Raw genomic sequence first — 15,290 nt, forward strand, 5'->3', positions numbered from 1 at the left:
GCCACGAACAGGGAGAGGAAAACATGCCCGATCAGCGCACCCAGCTTGCCGCCTTCATCGATAGCCAGCACGCCGCCCAGGCGGCCTTTCTGGCGGCACTGGTGCGCGTGCCGTCGGACAATCCGCCGGGCGATTGCGCGCCGCATGGCGAGGCCGCGGCGGCACTGCTGGAGGCGATGGGCTTCGCGGTGGAGCGCCATCCGGTGCAGGCCGATCAATGCATCGCCAACGGCATGATCAGCGCCACCAATTTAGTGATTCGCCGCACCTTCGGCGATGGCGGCGGCCCGACCATCGCGCTGAACGCGCATGGCGACGTGGTCGCCCCCGGCGAGGGCTGGAGCGTCGATCCCTACGGGGCCGAGGTGAAGGACGGCGTGATGTACGGTCGTGGCGTCGCGGTCTCGAAATCCGACTTCGCTACCTACGCCTATGCGCTGAAGGCGCTGGAAGCGCTGGACGCGCCGCTGAACGGCACGGTGGAGCTGCATCTGACCTATGACGAGGAGGCGGGCGGCGGCATCGGCCCGCAATTCCTGCTGGAGAACGGCATCTCCAAGCCGGATTTCGCGATCTCCGCCGGCTTCTCCTATGCCGTGGTCACGGCGCATAATGGCTGCCTGCATCTGGAGGTGACGGTGGCCGGCAAATCCGCCCACGCCGCCCGGCCGGATACCGGCCATGACGCGCTGGAGGCGACGACGGCGATCCTGACCGCGCTCTATGGTCTGCGCGACGGGCTGCGGCAGACGCTCTCCCAGGTGCCCGGCATCACCCACCCGACGCTGGTGGTCGGGCTGATCGAGGGCGGCATCAACACCAATGTGGTGCCCGACAAGGTCAGCTTCCGCCTCGACCGGCGGCTGATTCCGGAAGAGAACCCGGCCGAGGCGGAGGCCGCCCTGCGCCAGGCCATTGCGGCGGCGGCGGCCGGCCTGCCCGGCATCACGGTCTCTGTCCGCCGCATCCTGCTGGCCGCGCCGTTCGGCCCGCTGCCCGGCGTTGAGCGGCTGGTGGAGCCGCTGACCCGGCATGCCAGCGCGGTGTTCGGCGAAGCCGTCGGCACCGGGGGGCTGCAAATCTATACCGACGCCCGGCTCTATACGGCCGCCGGCGTGCCGACGGTGCTGTATGGCGCCGGGCCGCGCAGCATCCTGGAGGCCAACGGCCACCGCGCCGACGAGAAGCTGGTGCTCGACGATCTGCGCCGGGCCACCATCGTGGTCGCCGCGGCCCTGGCGGAGATGCTAAGTCCCGGCTGACAGATGCGTCAGAGGGCGTTGCAGAATTCGCAGCCCTGAAAAGCCCTGCGGAAATGCTAGGCTTGCCGAATAAGAGGCAAGGGCCGACCCTGTCGGCATCACGCCCACAATACGGGAGGAAGCGAATGACTGCGGAATCGAGCGCATCGAGGCTGCGCGCCCTGTTGCGGGCGCAGCCCTGCCTGCTGGCCCCCGGCGTCTATGATTGCCTGTCGGCGATGCTGGCGGCGGAGGCGGGATTCAGCGCCATCAGCATTTCCGGCTATTCCACCGAGGCGTCGCAATTCGGCCTGCCCGATCTGGGCTTCATGGGGCTGACCGACATCGAGACCATGGCCCGCCGCATCTGCGCCGCCACCGATCGTCCGGCGATCTGCGATGCCGATACCGGCTATGGCGGGGCCAATAATGTCTGGCAGACCGTGCAGCGGCTGGAGGCGGCGGGCGTTGCCGGGCTGCATATCGAGGACCAGGCCGACCCGAAGAAATGCGGCGGCCTGCCCGGCCGTACGGTGGTCCCGGCCGCCGAGATGGCGGCCAAGGTGCGCGCCGCCTGTGCCGCCCGGCGGAATCCCGACACGCTGATCATAGCCCGCAGCGATGCGCGCGGGGCCGAGGGCATCGAGGCTGTCGCAAGCCGGCTGAACCAGTATCTGGAAGCCGGGGCCGACATGGCGCTGGCGGCGGAGAATTACGATCTCGACGAGGTGAAATATTTGGCCGGCGCGGTCAAAGGCCCCTTCGCCATCTGCGGCGGCGTGCCCGGCTGGGGCGGCTCGCACGAGAGCGCCGCCGCCTATGGCGAGATTGGCATGAAGCTCGTGATCTATCCGTTCAGCTCGCTCTATGTCGCTGCGCGGGCAATGCGCGAGGCCTATGCCGAGATGGCCCGGACCGGCGGCTTCTCCAAGGAGATGGTCGAGGCCCGCATGGTCGGCTTCAAGGATTTTAGCGAGTTCATCGGCGTCGATGTGTGGAGCTGGCGCGAAACCCAGTTCGCCGAAGACAAGAAGGACTGACGCCCCACCCATTTCATCACCCGACCGGCGCAAAGGGCGGCATGTAAGATCGTCTTATGTCGGACAATCGGACAAACAGGAGGAAACCCGTCCCATGAAACTGACCGAGATTCCCTGCCCGACGCCGATGCACCGCCTGAGCGTGGAGGAGAAGGACTGGAAGGCCTTCACGCCGGCCGAGGCGAAGCGCGTGCTGACTCTGCTGACCGCCGCCCGCCGCTTCGAGGAGGCGATCTTCATGCTGGACCGGCGCGGGCTGGTACACGGCCCTGCCCATTCCTCCATTGGCCAGGAGGGCGGGGCCGCCGGCTGTATCGCCGCCCTGCCGCGCGAAGCGCGCATCAATGGCAGCCACCGGGCGCACCATCAGGTCATCGCCAAGACCGTGCACGCGCTCTATGAGGATGGCTTCGACCCGGCGCGGGCGAACCGCCTGCCGGAGGAGATGCGCCTGCAGACCCGCAACATGATGGCCGATATCATGGGGCTGAAGGATGGCTGGTCGGGCGGGCGCGGCGGCTCGATGCATCTGCGCCACGATCCGGTCGGCGTGATGGGCACCAACGCCATCGTCGCCGGCGGCCTGCCGATCGCCTGCGGCATCGCCTGGGCGGAGAAGATCCGCGAGACCGGCAACATCACCGTCACCTTCTTCGGCGACGGCACCACGCATCAGGGCACCACGCATGAGGCGCTGAACCTGGCCGCGCTGATGGATTTGCCGGTGATCTTCTTCCTGGAGAATAACGGCTACGCCGTCTCCATGAGCATCGAGCAATCGACGCGCGAGCAGGAGCTGATGACCCGCGCCCAGGCGCAGGGCATCCCCTCCATTCGGGTTGACGGCATGGACCCGCTGGCGGTGAACCTGGCGACCAGATGGGCGGTCGAGGAAATCCGCAAGAAACGCGGCCCGGTGCTGATCCGCGCCGATGTCTACCGCTATTACCACCAATCCGTGCCCTATCCCGGCAGCGTCTTCGGCTATCGCACGAAGGAGGAGGAGGATGACTGGCGCAAGCGCGACCCGCTGGACTATCTGACCCATCAGCTGGAGCAGCGCGGTATCCTCACCAAGGCCGAGATGGAGACCATCGACGGCATCGTGCGCGAAGCGGTGGACGATGCCGTCGCCTATTGCACCGAGGGCAAGGGCAGCGCCATGAAGATCAAGGATGATCTGTGGCCCGACCCGGCCACGGTTGATGACGGGTTCATCGGTGATCTGTCCGAATTCGCCGGCGTGCGATTCGCCGAGCCGGAGGATTTCAAGCCGGAAGAGATGGAGGAGATGCGCCTGATCGATACGCTGCCCCGCGTCATGGGCAAGCGCATGGAGCAGGATGAGCGCTTCTTCGTCATCGGCGAGGATGTCGCCAATATGGGCGGCGGCACGGTGGGCGCCACCAAGGGCATCATCGATAAATTCGCCGGCCGCATCGTCAACATGCCGATCTCGGAGAACGGTTTCTGCGGCCTGGCCGCCGGCATGGCCAGCATGGGCCTGCGGCCGGTGATCGAACTGATGTATTCCGACTTCTTCATGGTCGCCGGCGATCAGCTGTTCAACCAGATCGGCAAGATGCGCCATCTGTTCGGCGGCAGCCACGAGGTGCCCGTCGTGCTGCGCTGCCGCGTGCCGGGGACGGAGGGATACGGTTCGCAGCATTCGATGGACCCGTCGGGCGTGTTCGCCCTGTTCCCCGGCTGGCGCATCGTCGTGCCGTCCAACGCCTTCGACTATGTCGGGCTGATGAATTCGGCGCTGACCTGCAACGATCCGGTGCTGGTGGTCGAGCATCAGGCGCTGCACAAGAAGGTCTCGATGGTGCCGGCATCGCTGGACTATCACATCCCCTTCGGCAAGGCGCGCCGGGTGGCGAGCGGCGGTCAGGTAACGCTGCTGGCGACGTTGACCATGGTCGAGACCTGCGTCGAGGCAGCGCGCGAGATGGGCGTGGCGGCCGATGTGATCGACCTGCGCACTGTCTCGATCCGCGATCTGGACTGGGACACCATCGGCCAGTCGATCCGCAAGACCAACAATGTCGCCATTGTCGAGCAATCAACGCGCGGCACCAGCATCGGTGCGCTGATTTCCGACGAGATCCAGCGCCGCTTCTTCGATCATCTGGACCAGCCGGTAAAGCGCGTCACCGGCCGCTGGGCAGCCCCGACCGTCTCCAAGGTTCTGGAGCAGGCCGCCGTCGGCAACCGCACTGATGTCGACAACACCCTGCGGGAGTTGCTCGCCGAAAGCCGGCAGCGCCCGGTCGCGGCCTAGAAGCGGAAGGAAAACACATGACCAATCTTTATGAGCTGACCGGAAGGCGCATTCTGGTGACCGGGGCGAATGGCGGAATCGGGCGGCAATTCTGTCAAATCGCCAGCGGCTTCGGGGCGGAGCTGATCCTGACCGACAGCACGCCGATGGACGAACTGGTCGCCAGCCTGCCGGGCAAGGTGACGGCGACGGTGTGCGACAAGACCGACCGCAAGGCCGTTGAGGCGCTGGTGGCCGATGCCGGAAAACTAGACGGGCTGGTCGAGCTGGCTGCCTGGTGCCCGTGGGACGACTGGACGTCCGATGATTGGGACCAGGTGTTCCATAAGGTGATGGATGTGAATGTGCTGGGCATGCTGCATTTCGTCCGAGCCGCCCTGCCGGCGATGCAAGGGCGCGACGGGGCCAGCATCGTGCTGGTCAGCTCGGTCGCCGGGCGAATGGGCGGGTTGCGCGCCAGCCCGCATTACGTCGCCTCCAAGGGCGGGGTGAATTCGATGATGAAATGGCTGGCCCGCAAGGCCGCCCCCGACGGTATCCGCGTGAACGCCGTCGCCCCCGGCCCGGTCGCCACGCCCATGACCACCGGCATGAGCTTCGAGACAACCGGCATCCCGCTCGGCCGCGTCGCCCAGCCGGCGGAGATCGCCTGGCCCATCGCCTTCCTGTGCTCGCCCGCCGCCAGCTACATCACCGGGACCATCCTGGACGTGAATGGCGGCGTGTTCATGAATTGACGGGAGAGTCCGCATGAAGAAACGCTTCGCCGATCTGATCGCCGGCAGTGGCCCGCGCTACGGCACCTGGTCGCAATTCGCCTCGGCAGAGGTGGTGGATGTGCTGGCCGCCACCGGCTTCAACTTCACCATCATTGATACAGAGCATGGCTTCTTCGGGCTGGAGACGGGGGAGAACCTGATCCGCGCCTGCGATGCCGGCGGGCTGGTGCCGCTGCTGCGGGTGCCGAAGAACGAGGCCTATATGATCATGAAGGCGCTGGATGCGGGCGCCGCAGGCATCGTCGTGCCGAAGATCATGAACGAAGCCGACGTGGTCGCCGCCGTGGATGCCGCGCGCTACCAGCCGGACGGCAATCGCGGCGCCTGCCCCTGCACCCGCGCTTCCGACCATCTGACGCTGGACTGGCGCGGCTTCGCCGCCAAGGCCAACCGCGAGACCGGCGTGATCCCGCTGATCGAAACGCCGGAAGGGGTGGCGGATTTCGCCCGGATCGTGCGCGTGCCCGGAATTCTCGCGGTTCTGTTCGGCCCGTTCGACCTGTCGGTGGCGATGGGCCATCAGGGCAATTTCACCCATCCCGATGTGATCGGCGCGCTGGAGGGCATGGCGCGGGAGGCCGCCGCCGCCGGCGTGCCGGTCATCATGCCGGTCTTCTCGCCCGCGCTCGACCAGGCCAAGGCGCAGATCGACCGCTGGCGGGAAAAGGGCATCCGCCTGTTCACCGTCGGCACCGACAAGCTGCTGCTGGCGGATTACTGCCGGCGCTATCTGGAGGGGCTGCGCTAAGGGCGGATTAGGTCAGCCGCTCGATCTCTTCGGCGGAGAGATTGCCGGGCACCACCGTGATCGGCACCCGCATCTTGTTGGCGACCTTGCCGACCAGATGGCTGACCAGCGGGCCGGGGCCTTCCGGCCCGGTGCCGGAGGCCAGCACCAGGATGGAGATGGAGGGTTCCTCGTCGATCAGCTTGATGATCTGGTCGCGCCGGCTGCCCTCGCGGATATAGATCACCGGGAGCTTGCCGGTGATCGCGTTCGCGGCGTCGGAGAAATTCGCGATGTTGGCCTCGGCTTCCTGCCGGCGTTCTTCGCGGATCAGGTCGCCGACCGACATCCAGGGCTCGATCTCGGCCGGCTCGATCACATAGAGCAGCGCCAGCCTGCCGCCGGAATTGCGCACGCGCCGGCAGGCGTAGGTGAGGGCGGCCTGCATTTCCGGCGTGTCGTCCACCACCACCAGGAAGACGCGGTCGTGGCTTGGCGTGGCGACGGGCTCCGGTGCGTCGGGACCGCTCTCGGGGCCAGTCTGGTTCGTGTCGTCCATGGGCCTCTAGCTCTTTCGGAAGATGACCGAAGCCAGCCATCCTGCCATTACCGCGATAATCACCGCAATGAGGCCGTAGGCGGCCGATTGCTCATAGGCGAAATCATAGACGTCCGCGCCGATGCCGATCTTGGAGATCAGCAGCGGCGTGGTCTGCGCGCTGGCCACGTCATTGTCGCGGATCAGATAGGCGGTGATGATATAGGTGCCGGTCGGTACGTTGGCGGGCAGGAACAGCCGGGTGCGGAACAATGTCCGGCCGATGAAGGAAACCTCGCCGATCTCGTCCTGGAACAGGCCGCGCACCTGCTTGCGGCGGATCAGCGCCTGGCGGAAATCGATCATTTCGCGCTCCGTGGCCCGCTGGCCCTCGACCGGCGATATCCGCAGATGCTGCGCGCCGACCTCAAGCCGCGCTTGCAGCGCGTCGTTCAGGAACGTGTTCACCGGCCGGCTGCTCGCCACCGCGTAATAGGAGGGCACGCCGGAAAACCGCAGGCTCTTGGCGTTCAGCCAGACGCCCAGCACCTTGTCCTTGCGGCGCACGATCACATCCTGCGCCGGGCCGGTGACCACGACCACCACGTCGCCCTGTCCCTCGATGGCGCCGAACAGCAGCACGTCGGTGCCGGTGAAGCCGGTGGTGATGGCGACGAGATGTTCCGACAGGTCGGCCACCAGATCCTGCGCCTTCGCGTGACTGGGCAGCGTCAGCAGCGCCATCACCAGCATCAGCAGCAGGCTGGGCGAGGCGGGCGCGCGGTTCATCGCACAATGACCGGAAATTGCAGCGAATAGAGATCGCCCGGCATGGCGACCAGATCGACCAGCAGCTTGCCGCAGACTGTCAGCACCATCAGCGCCAGCAGCGCGCGAAGCTGCTCGCCGCGCAGATAGGTGCCGAATTTGGAGCCGATTTGCGCCCCGACCACGCCGCCGACCAGCAGCAGAAGCGCCAGGAAAATATCCACCGTCTGGTTCTGCAGCGATTGCAGGAAGGTGACGTTGGCGGCAACGAAGATGACCTGGAACAGCGAGGTGCCGACCACCATCGCCGTCGGCATGCCCAGCAGATAGATCATCGCCGGCATCATGATGAAGCTGCCGCCGACGCCCATGATCGCCGACAGAATGCCGACGATGACGCCCAGGCTGAAGGGCAGCAGCGCGCTGATATACAGCTTGGAGCGGCGGAACCGCATCTTCAGCGGCAGGCCGTGCAGCCAGTTATGTTCGTGCAGCTTGCCGCGCTGGGCGACGCCGCGCCGGCGGCGGATGATGGCGCGCACCGATTCCTGCAGCATCAGCAGACCGACCGTGCCGAGCAGCAGGACGAACAGCAGCGAGATGATCAGGTCGATCTGTCCCAGCCCTTGCAGCAGGCTGAACAGCCAGACGCCGACGGTGGAGCCGAAGAGGCCGCCGGCCAGCAGCACCAGCCCCATCTTCAGGTCGACATTCTTGCGCCGCCAATGCGCCAGCACGCCGGATACCGAGGCGGCGACGATCTGCGCGGATTGGGTGCCGACCGCGACGGCGGGGGGAATGCCAAGGAAAATCAGCAGCGGCGTCATCAGGAAGCCGCCGCCGACGCCGAACACGCCGGAGAGAAAGCCCACCAATCCGCCCATCCCGAGAATCAGGATTACGTTCACCGACATTTCGGCGATGGGCAGGTGGACATACATGAATGCGGGCCGTCGGCTGGAATCGACGAGAGGGACGGCTGGGGGCCGTCCCTTTCCGCTTATAGTGTGGCCTTATCGGCCAGCTTACGCAACGGGTAGTATCGCGGAAAAGGCCGCTATTCCTGGCCCCGCAGGAAGGGCAGGCCGGCCTGCGCCCAGGCGATGATGCCGCCCTGCAAGCGGTATATCGGGCCTTGCGCGCCGGCCAGGGCCATCTGCCCGGCCGCGGCGCCGCAGCGCACGCCGCTGCGGCAGTGGAACACCAGTTTCTTGCCCTCGGGGGTCTCGATGCGGGCGGCGTCGAATTGCGAGAGCGGCATCAAGGTCGCCCCGTCGATCCGCGCCTCGTCCCATTCGTGCCGCTCGCGAACGTCGTACAGCACGGCTTCGCCCCGCACCAGCCAACCGCGGAGGGTTTCCGGATCGATCATCTGGATGTCGGGGGCGGGCACGGCGGCGGTTCCTTAGGCGGCGTCGGCGGTGCGCACCGGCTCGCTGGCGCCATAGAGGCCGTACAGCGTCTCCAGGATCGTCGTCACCTCAGCGTTGGAGACGGAATAGAAAATCGTCTGGGCCGAGCGACGGGTCTTCACCAGACCGTCACGGCGCAGGCGCGCCAGATGCTGGGACAGGGCCGACTGGCTCAGCTTCACCAGCTTCTCCAGCTCGCTCACGGACTTCTCGCCTTCGGCGGCCAGCAGGTGCAGGATCAACAGCCGGCGCTCGTTGCCCATGGCTTTGAGAACGACGCTCGCGCGGCGGGTGTTCTGTTGGAACATCGCGAATTCCTAGGTAAACCTTGACGTTGATGATGCCGGAACCCGGCGTGGCGGCGGATAATAGTCATCTCGCCCGGCGGTGGGTAGCATATTGAGCGCTAATACGGCATTACCAGGGCCGGAACCGAGAAAAATCAGCGGAGTGCGACGATTTTGCCCAGTACGCAAAGCAATGACCTTGCGCCCATCGAGCTGGATACGACCGGGCTGAAATGCCCGCTGCCGGTGCTGAAGGCGCGCAAGAAGCTGAAGGAGGTGCCGGCAGGCGGCGGCCGCCTCAAGGTGCTCGCCACCGATCCCGGCGCGGTGAAGGATTTCGAGGCTTTCTGCGAGGCGACCGGCACGCGCTATGTGTCCTGGTCGGAGGCGGGCGGCGTTTACACCATCCTGCTGGAACGGCCGTAAGCGCGCGCGGGCGCAGCCTTTCTTACATGAGGGGGTTGCGGGTTGGCGGCTTGCGGCGCGCGCATGCCGCGCGATAGATTGCGTGCAACGCATAGCAAGCAACAATCGAGCAGTGAGAGGACAGGCGCATGGCGGCCCATAAGATCGCGGTGATCCCCGGCGACGGCATCGGTACGGAAGTGGTGCCCGAGGGGCTGAAGGTGCTGGACGCGGTCGGCCGCAAATTCGGCATCGACTACGAGTTCACCCATTTCGACTGGTCGTGCGAGCGCTACAAGGATACCGGCGAGTTCATGCCGAAGGACGGTATCGAGCAGCTTTCCGGCCATGACGCGATCTTCCTGGGCGCGGTCGGCTGGCCCGGCGTGCCGGACCATGTCTCGCTGTGGGGCCTCCTGATCCCGATCCGCCGCGAATTCGACCAGTATGTGAACCTGCGGCCGGTCCGCCTGTTCGAAGGCGTGCGCAGCCCGCTGGCGGATCGCAAGCCGGGCGAGATCGACTATTACGTCGTGCGCGAGAATTGCGAGGGCGAGTATTCCGCCATGGGCGGGCGGCATAATCGCGGCACCGAGCATGACATGGCGATCCAGGAGACGGTGTTCACCCGGCGCGGCGTCGACCGGGTGATGAAGTTCGCCTTCGAGCTGGCGGCCAAGCGCGGCAAGCACGTCACCTCGGCCACCAAGTCGAACGGCATCATCCACACCATGCCGTTCTGGGACGAGCGGTTCGAGGAAATGAAAAAATCTTTTCCGGATTTCAAAACCGATCAGTTCCATATCGACATTCTGACCGCGCATTTCGTGCAGCATCCGGACTGGTTCGACGTCGTCGTGGCCTCCAACCTGTTCGGCGACATCCTGTCCGATCTCGGCCCGGCGACCACCGGCACCATCGCCATCGCGCCGTCGGCCAACATGAACCCGGAGCGTAAATACCCCTCGATGTTCGAGCCGGTGCATGGCTCCGCCCCGGACATTGCCGGCAAGGGCATCTGCAACCCGATCGGCCAGATCTGGTCCGGCGCCATGATGCTCCAGCATCTGGGGCATCAGGAGGCGCATGACGCGATCCTGGTCGCCATTGAGGAGGTGCTGAAGGGCGGCGGGCCGAAGACGCCGGATCTGGGCGGCCAGGCCAAGACCAGCGACCTGGGCAACGCCATCGCCGAGGCCATCGCGGGATGAGCCGCTATTTCGAGGATTTCGCCGTCGGCCAGCGCTTCACCAGCGCCGGCGTCACGCTGTCCGAGGGGCAGATCCTCGATTTCGCCTTCCAATACGATCCGCAGCCGATCCATATCGACAAGGTGGCGGCGGAGGCGGGGCCGTTCGGCGGCATCATCTCCAGCGGCTTCCTGACGCTGGCGTGCAGCTTCCGCATGTTCTACCAGCTTGGCCTGGTCAGCGAGACCGGCATGGGCGGCATCGGCATGGACGAGCTGCGCTGGCAGAAGCCGGTGCGGCCCGGCGACACGATCCGCGCCACGGTCGAGGTGCTGGAGATGCGCGAGAGCGGCTCCAGGCCCGACCGGGGGTTCGTGACCATGCAGTGCCAGACGCATAATCAGGAGGGCGATCTGGTGATGAGCTATCGGTCGATCCAGATCGTCCGCCGCCGCCCGGCGGCCTGACCGCCATGTCCGACAGCGCGCCCTCGGTTCGGCCGTCCGTCTGGTGGGTGCTGACCGCGACGACGGCGACCCAGGCGCTGGCCTCGATGACCGTGCTGGTGCCCGCCGCCATCGCCCCGGTGCTGGGCGCGGCGCTCGATCTGCCGACCTCGCTGATCGGCTACCAGATGACCGTCACCTACGCCGGGGGCATCACCACCTCGCTGCTGGGCGGCGCGCTGGTGCGCCGGCTGGGGGCGTGCCGCACCAGCCAGACCGCGCTGGCGCTGTGCGCCACCGGCGCGCTGCTGATCGCCAGCGGGCTGCTGCCGCTGATCATCATCGGCTCCTACATCATGGGGCTGGGCTATGGCTGCACCAACCCGGCGGCGGCCCACCTGCTGGCGCGCTTCGCCTCCGGCCCGCGCATGAACCTGATCTTCTCCATCAAGCAGACCGGCGTGCCCTGGGGCGGCATGATGGCCGGGCTGCTGGTGCCCTCGGTCACGGTGGCGCTGGGCTGGCAGGCGGCGGTCATCATGGTGGCCTGCATGTCGCTGGCGATGCTGGCGCTGCTGCAACGCTCCCGCGCCGCCTGGGACGATGACCGCGATCCCAGCGTGCGGCTGCTGCAATCGCCCCTGGCGGCGATCAAGCTGGTGTGGACCAACCCGACCCTGCGCTATCTCTCGATGACGGCGATGACGCTGTCCTTCTCGCAGATGTGCGTCTCCGCCTTCCTGGTGGCGATGCTGGTGGAGGAGGCGGGCTTCGCGCTGGTCGCCGCCGGCATCGTGTTGTCGGTGGCGCAGATCTCCAGCGTGGTCGCCCGTCTCGGCTGGGGCTGGCTGGCGGATTTCCTGCAAAGCGGCGTGCTGGTGCTGAAAATCCTGGTGGCGCTGATGATCGCCGGGGCCGGCGCCGCCATCTTCCTGAATCCGTCCTGGCCGGTGGCGGCGATCTACGCGCTGTTCATCCTGCTGGGGGTGACCGCCATCGGCTGGAACGGCGTCTATATGGCCGCCGTGGCGCGCCTTGCCCCGCCGGGCCAGATCGGCATGGCGACCGGCGGCTCGCTGGTCATGACCTTCGCCGGCGTGCTGACCGGCCCGGCGCTGTTCTCCGCCAGCACCAAGATCAGCGGTGGCTACGCGCCGTCCTTCCTGCTGATCGTGCTGATCGGCTCGCTGGGCATGGTCAGCCTGATCCTGGCCGGCCGGCGCGACCGGATGCAGGCGGCAGCGCAGGCGACCCCCGAGACCGGGCCGCAAACCCCGGCATGAGCAACCGGGCGACGCTGATCGGCGGTACGGCGGTGCTGATGTGGGCGACGCTGGCGCTGTTCACCACGCTGACCGGCAAGATCCCGCCCTTCCTGCTGGTCGCCATGGCGTTCGCCGTCGCCACCGCGATGATCGCCGTGAAATGGGCCGTGCGCGGCGAGAACCCGATGGTCTTTCTGCGCCAGCCCTGGCCGGTCTGGCTGCTCGGCGTGGGCGGGCTGTTCGGCTATCACTTCTTCTATTTCCTGGCGCTGCGCAACGCGCCGCCGGTCGAGGCCGGGCTGATCGCCTATCTCTGGCCGCTGCTGATCGTGATCTTCTCCTCGCTGCTGCCGGGGGAGCGGCTGCGCTGGTGGCATCTGGCGGGGTCGCTGGCCGGGCTGGCCGGGGCGGCGCTGCTGGTCACCGGCGGCGGGCAGGTCGCCTTCCGCGCGGAATATGCGCTGGGCTATCTGGCGGCGCTGGCCTGCGCCTTCACCTGGTCCGGCTATTCGGTGCTCAGCCGCTTCGTGAAATCGGTGCCGACCGACGCGGTGGGCGGCTTCTGCGCCGCCTCCGCCCTGCTGGGGCTGATCTGCCATCTGATCTTCGAGACCACGGTCCTGCCGGCCTCCCCGCCCGAGTGGCTGGCGGTGCTGGCGCTGGGGCTGGGGCCGGTGGGGGCCGCCTTCTTCACCTGGGATTACGGGGTAAAGCACGGCGACATCAAGGCGCTGGGGGCGTTCAGCTACGCCGCGCCGCTGCTCTCCACCATCCTTCTGGTGCTGACCGGCCAGGGCGAGGCCAGCGGCCTGCTGGCGTTGGCCTGCGTGCTGATCGTCGGCGGGGCGGTGCTGGCGGCGAAGGATATGTTCGCCCGCAAAGCGTAAGCGCTGCATTGTTTTTTGCCGGCACGGGGCCATCTGACCCTTCATGCTGCGACTCATCCTTATCGGCCTATTGCTCCTCGTCATCTTTCCCGTGCTGGCCAGCGCGGCCAAGGTGATGTCCGCCGACAATTCCCACTGGAGCACCGCGCGCCGGGATTCCACCGGCATCGCCCCCGACCCCAAGACCACGCCGGAAGCCGTCGTGCAGGTCTATGCCGCCCGCGCCTTCAACTGGCGCGGCATTTTCGGCGTGCATAGCTGGATCGCCGTGAAGCCGGAAAAGGCGGAAAGCTTCACCCGCTACGAGGTTGAGGGCTGGGGCGTGTCCAGCGGCCGCGAATCGGTGCGCATCGGCAGCTATCGGCCGCCGGACGCCTATTGGTTCGGCAATTACCCGGAATTGCTGGTCGATATTCGCGGCGCGGAGGCGGCCGCGCTGATCCCGCAGATCGCGGCGGCGGCGAATTCCTATCCCTATCGCGACCGCTATACCATCTGGCCGGGGCCGAACAGCAACAGCTTCGTCGCCCATGTGGCGCGCAACGTGCCGGGCCTGCGGCTGGATCTGCCGCCCACCGCCATCGGCAAGGATTACCGCACCGACGGCATTTTCGGCGTCGCACCCAGCAATACCGGCCTGCAACTCAGCCTGTTCGGGCTGGCCGGCGTGACGCTGGCGCTGGAGGAGGGTGTGGAGGTGAATCTGCTCGGCCTGACGGTCGGCATCGACATACTGACGCCGGCCATCAAGCTGCCCGGCATCGGCCGCATCGGCTTTCCGCAGGGACCGTCCTAAGGGTTTTTTCCGCTATGCTGCGAGACGCCCGCTTGTGCGGGCGTCTCGAAGGACCGGGCCGCCGGCTACTCCGCGGCCTCGTTCTGGTCGACCCCGCTGGAGGGGATCATGCCGAGCGCGGCCATGTAGAGTTCGAGCATCGTCTCCAACTCCTGGCGGTCGTTGCTCTCCATTTTGCGCAGCTTGATCACCTGGCGCATGACCTTGGTGTCGAAGCCGGTGCCCTTCGCCTCGGCGAAGACGTCGCGGATATCGGCCGCCAGCGCCGCCTTCTCCTCTTCCAGCCGTTCGATCCGTTCGATGAAGGAGCGCAGCCGCTCCGACGCGATGCCGCCGACGTCAGGCATGGGGAATTCCTCTGTAACAGGCTTGGGTTCGCGAAAGCCGGACGATAGCGACAGGCCGCGCCGGCTGCAAGCGGGCAAAGGCGTCCCGACAGGTCATTCGGAACGCGCGTGACAGCCGCCGGGTTATGGTTGACGAGAAGTCGCGTAATACAATTCAGAAATTGGCTAAATATTTAAGAAAAAGCATCGATTGCGGTTTGCAAATTACTGTTGTGAAAAAAATAAAAGCGTTTAACGATTCAAACACAATCTGGCGCGCGCAAGCGTCGTTAAGGTTAACGAACGGGGAAAAGCAGCCTAATGTTTTCACTAGCGAAGAAGAAAGACCCGGAGGCGGAACGGCGACTGATCGACGCCCTTAAGGCGCGCTGCGACGCACAGTTGGCGCAGCTTTCCGGCATGGCGGAGAAGGCCGATACCAGCGGCGCCGAGCGCGCCGCCGCCCGTCTGGTCGAGTTGGCGAAGAACCCGAAGCTGCCGGGCGCGGACAAGAAATTCTACATGTCCGAGGCGCAGCGCCTGGAGTGCGAGGCCAACATCAAGGCGACCGACGCCGCCGTGCATCGCGCCATGGCCGCCGCGATGGCCGACGACAAGGAGACCCGCGACAAGGAGATCACCGCCCTGCGCAAGACCATGCAGAAGGCGATCAGCCTGCGCGCGCCGACGGGTTTCCGCATGAATACGGAAAAGTCGCTGGAGAACATCCTGCTCTCCGGCAATGTGAAGCATGACGGCCCGACCAAGGCCAAGCCGCTCGACACCGCCCCGAAGCTGGAACGCAGCGCCAAGGACGGCCTGCCCGCCATCGTCGCCGCCCCGCAGGACGCGAAGGAATAGGCGGCGGCGCCTGTTTTCCCTCCCACCGTCATTCCCGG

The 15,290-nt window shown here is 66.4% G+C and carries 18 protein-coding genes; 12 read left to right on the plus strand and 6 right to left on the minus strand.

All coding sequences use genetic code 11. The features are described 5' to 3' along the window. Nucleotides 1–23 precede the first annotated feature (23 nt). From AUP43_RS03330 to AUP43_RS03350, 5 genes are all read left to right on the plus strand, one after another. Nucleotides 24–1,262 carry a M20/M25/M40 family metallo-hydrolase gene (locus AUP43_RS03330; RefSeq protein ID WP_067552669.1) on the plus strand — a complete coding sequence of 413 codons (1,239 nt, stop codon included), beginning with the start codon at nucleotides 24–26 and terminating at the stop codon, nucleotides 1,260–1,262. 125 nt (nucleotides 1,263–1,387) lie between these two features. Then, nucleotides 1,388–2,281, plus strand: a complete 894-nt coding sequence (locus AUP43_RS03335; protein WP_067552672.1) for an isocitrate lyase/PEP mutase family protein — start codon at nucleotides 1,388–1,390, stop codon at nucleotides 2,279–2,281. 94 nt (nucleotides 2,282–2,375) lie between these two features. Continuing rightward, a complete protein-coding gene (locus AUP43_RS03340) occupies nucleotides 2,376–4,565 on the plus strand; it encodes an alpha-ketoacid dehydrogenase subunit alpha/beta (protein ID WP_067552675.1) in 2,190 nt (729 codons plus the stop codon). Between the two features lie 17 nt (nucleotides 4,566–4,582). Next, nucleotides 4,583–5,302, plus strand: coding sequence for an SDR family NAD(P)-dependent oxidoreductase (locus AUP43_RS03345; RefSeq protein ID WP_067552678.1), 720 nt, complete (start codon nucleotides 4,583–4,585; stop codon nucleotides 5,300–5,302). Nucleotides 5,303–5,315: 13 nt separating this feature from the next. Continuing rightward, nucleotides 5,316–6,092 carry an HpcH/HpaI aldolase family protein gene (locus tag AUP43_RS03350; protein ID WP_067552681.1) on the plus strand — a complete coding sequence of 259 codons (777 nt, stop codon included), beginning with the start codon at nucleotides 5,316–5,318 and terminating at the stop codon, nucleotides 6,090–6,092. Between the two features lie 7 nt (nucleotides 6,093–6,099). Here AUP43_RS03350 and AUP43_RS03355 read toward each other — a convergent pair whose 3' ends face one another. The 5 genes from AUP43_RS03355 to AUP43_RS03375 all read right to left on the minus strand — a co-directional run bounded on the left by AUP43_RS03355 (nucleotide 6,100) and on the right by AUP43_RS03375 (nucleotide 9,097). Then, nucleotides 6,100–6,630: a universal stress protein gene (locus AUP43_RS03355; RefSeq protein WP_067552686.1), complete on the minus strand. Its 531-nt coding sequence runs from the start codon at nucleotides 6,628–6,630 to the stop codon at nucleotides 6,100–6,102. A 6-nt stretch (nucleotides 6,631–6,636) separates the two neighbouring features. Next, entirely contained in the window at nucleotides 6,637–7,398 is a 762-nt protein-coding gene (locus AUP43_RS03360) for a TIGR02186 family protein (protein WP_232314864.1), read from the minus strand. Next, a complete protein-coding gene (locus tag AUP43_RS03365) occupies nucleotides 7,395–8,318 on the minus strand; it encodes a sulfite exporter TauE/SafE family protein (protein WP_067552688.1) in 924 nt (307 codons plus the stop codon). Before AUP43_RS03365 ends, AUP43_RS03360 begins: the two co-directional genes overlap by 4 nt. 116 nt (nucleotides 8,319–8,434) lie before the next feature. Then, nucleotides 8,435–8,770 carry a rhodanese-like domain-containing protein gene (locus AUP43_RS03370; RefSeq protein ID WP_067552691.1) on the minus strand — a complete coding sequence of 112 codons (336 nt, stop codon included), beginning with the start codon at nucleotides 8,768–8,770 and terminating at the stop codon, nucleotides 8,435–8,437. Between the two features lie 12 nt (nucleotides 8,771–8,782). Further along, complete coding sequence (locus AUP43_RS03375; RefSeq protein ID WP_067552694.1) at nucleotides 8,783–9,097, minus strand: ArsR/SmtB family transcription factor; 315 nt, start codon at nucleotides 9,095–9,097, stop codon at nucleotides 8,783–8,785. A gap of 153 nt (nucleotides 9,098–9,250) precedes the next feature. Between AUP43_RS03375 and AUP43_RS03380 the strand changes: the two genes are divergently transcribed. From AUP43_RS03380 to AUP43_RS03405, 6 genes are all read left to right on the plus strand, one after another. Then, a complete protein-coding gene (locus tag AUP43_RS03380) occupies nucleotides 9,251–9,502 on the plus strand; it encodes a sulfurtransferase TusA family protein (protein WP_198154809.1) in 252 nt (83 codons plus the stop codon). Between the two features lie 128 nt (nucleotides 9,503–9,630). Beyond that, nucleotides 9,631–10,692: a tartrate dehydrogenase gene (locus tag AUP43_RS03385; RefSeq protein WP_067552697.1), complete on the plus strand. Its 1,062-nt coding sequence runs from the start codon at nucleotides 9,631–9,633 to the stop codon at nucleotides 10,690–10,692. Further along, the gene (locus AUP43_RS03390; RefSeq protein WP_067552700.1) at nucleotides 10,689–11,138 is read left to right on the plus strand and encodes a MaoC family dehydratase; all 450 of its coding nucleotides are present in this window, start codon (nucleotides 10,689–10,691) and stop codon (nucleotides 11,136–11,138) included. Before AUP43_RS03385 ends, AUP43_RS03390 begins: the two co-directional genes overlap by 4 nt. Nucleotides 11,139–11,143: 5 nt before the next feature. Next, nucleotides 11,144–12,400, plus strand: coding sequence for an MFS transporter (locus AUP43_RS03395; RefSeq protein ID WP_067552703.1), 1,257 nt, complete (start codon nucleotides 11,144–11,146; stop codon nucleotides 12,398–12,400). After that, a complete protein-coding gene (yddG, locus tag AUP43_RS03400) occupies nucleotides 12,397–13,269 on the plus strand; it encodes an aromatic amino acid exporter YddG (RefSeq protein WP_067552706.1) in 873 nt (290 codons plus the stop codon). The genes AUP43_RS03395 and yddG overlap by 4 nt, the downstream gene beginning before the upstream one ends. A 43-nt stretch (nucleotides 13,270–13,312) precedes the next feature. Beyond that, entirely contained in the window at nucleotides 13,313–14,065 is a 753-nt protein-coding gene (locus AUP43_RS03405; RefSeq protein ID WP_067552709.1) for a DUF3750 domain-containing protein, read from the plus strand. Between the two features lie 65 nt (nucleotides 14,066–14,130). On the opposite strand, the gene AUP43_RS03410 is transcribed toward AUP43_RS03405, so the two are convergent. Beyond that, nucleotides 14,131–14,412, minus strand: a complete 282-nt coding sequence (locus tag AUP43_RS03410) for a DUF2312 domain-containing protein (RefSeq protein WP_067552712.1) — start codon at nucleotides 14,410–14,412, stop codon at nucleotides 14,131–14,133. A gap of 300 nt (nucleotides 14,413–14,712) precedes the next feature. On the opposite strand from AUP43_RS03410, the gene AUP43_RS03415 reads away from it, so the two are divergent. Continuing rightward, nucleotides 14,713–15,252: a hypothetical protein gene (locus AUP43_RS03415; RefSeq protein ID WP_067552715.1), complete on the plus strand. Its 540-nt coding sequence runs from the start codon at nucleotides 14,713–14,715 to the stop codon at nucleotides 15,250–15,252. The last annotated feature ends 38 nt before the right edge of the window (nucleotides 15,253–15,290 follow it).

This window comes from Oceanibaculum pacificum (genome assembly GCF_001618175.1).
GTDB lineage: Bacteria > Pseudomonadota > Alphaproteobacteria > Oceanibaculales > Oceanibaculaceae > Oceanibaculum > Oceanibaculum pacificum.

Bases quoted from the DNA above. Each gene is read 5' to 3' on its own strand.
- AUP43_RS03330 (WP_067552669.1), top strand. From the start codon at position 24: ATGCCCGATCAGCGCACCCAGCTTGCCGCCTTCATCGATAGCCAGCAC.
- AUP43_RS03395 (WP_067552703.1), top strand. From the start codon at position 11,144: ATGTCCGACAGCGCGCCCTCGGTTCGGCCGTCCGTCTGGTGGGTGCTG.
- AUP43_RS03350 (WP_067552681.1), top strand. From the start codon at position 5,316: ATGAAGAAACGCTTCGCCGATCTGATCGCCGGCAGTGGCCCGCGCTAC.
- AUP43_RS03340 (WP_067552675.1), top strand. From the start codon at position 2,376: ATGAAACTGACCGAGATTCCCTGCCCGACGCCGATGCACCGCCTGAGC.
- AUP43_RS03355 (WP_067552686.1), bottom strand. From the start codon at position 6,630: ATGGACGACACGAACCAGACTGGCCCCGAGAGCGGTCCCGACGCACCG.
- AUP43_RS03405 (WP_067552709.1), top strand. From the start codon at position 13,313: ATGCTGCGACTCATCCTTATCGGCCTATTGCTCCTCGTCATCTTTCCC.
- AUP43_RS03365 (WP_067552688.1), bottom strand. From the start codon at position 8,318: ATGTATGTCCACCTGCCCATCGCCGAAATGTCGGTGAACGTAATCCTG.
- AUP43_RS03360 (WP_232314864.1), bottom strand. From the start codon at position 7,398: ATGAACCGCGCGCCCGCCTCGCCCAGCCTGCTGCTGATGCTGGTGATG.
- AUP43_RS03375 (WP_067552694.1), bottom strand. From the start codon at position 9,097: ATGTTCCAACAGAACACCCGCCGCGCGAGCGTCGTTCTCAAAGCCATG.
- AUP43_RS03415 (WP_067552715.1), top strand. From the start codon at position 14,713: ATGTTTTCACTAGCGAAGAAGAAAGACCCGGAGGCGGAACGGCGACTG.
- AUP43_RS03345 (WP_067552678.1), top strand. From the start codon at position 4,583: ATGACCAATCTTTATGAGCTGACCGGAAGGCGCATTCTGGTGACCGGG.
- AUP43_RS03410 (WP_067552712.1), bottom strand. From the start codon at position 14,412: ATGCCTGACGTCGGCGGCATCGCGTCGGAGCGGCTGCGCTCCTTCATC.
- AUP43_RS03390 (WP_067552700.1), top strand. From the start codon at position 10,689: ATGAGCCGCTATTTCGAGGATTTCGCCGTCGGCCAGCGCTTCACCAGC.
- yddG (WP_067552706.1), top strand. From the start codon at position 12,397: ATGAGCAACCGGGCGACGCTGATCGGCGGTACGGCGGTGCTGATGTGG.
- AUP43_RS03335 (WP_067552672.1), top strand. From the start codon at position 1,388: ATGACTGCGGAATCGAGCGCATCGAGGCTGCGCGCCCTGTTGCGGGCG.
- AUP43_RS03385 (WP_067552697.1), top strand. From the start codon at position 9,631: ATGGCGGCCCATAAGATCGCGGTGATCCCCGGCGACGGCATCGGTACG.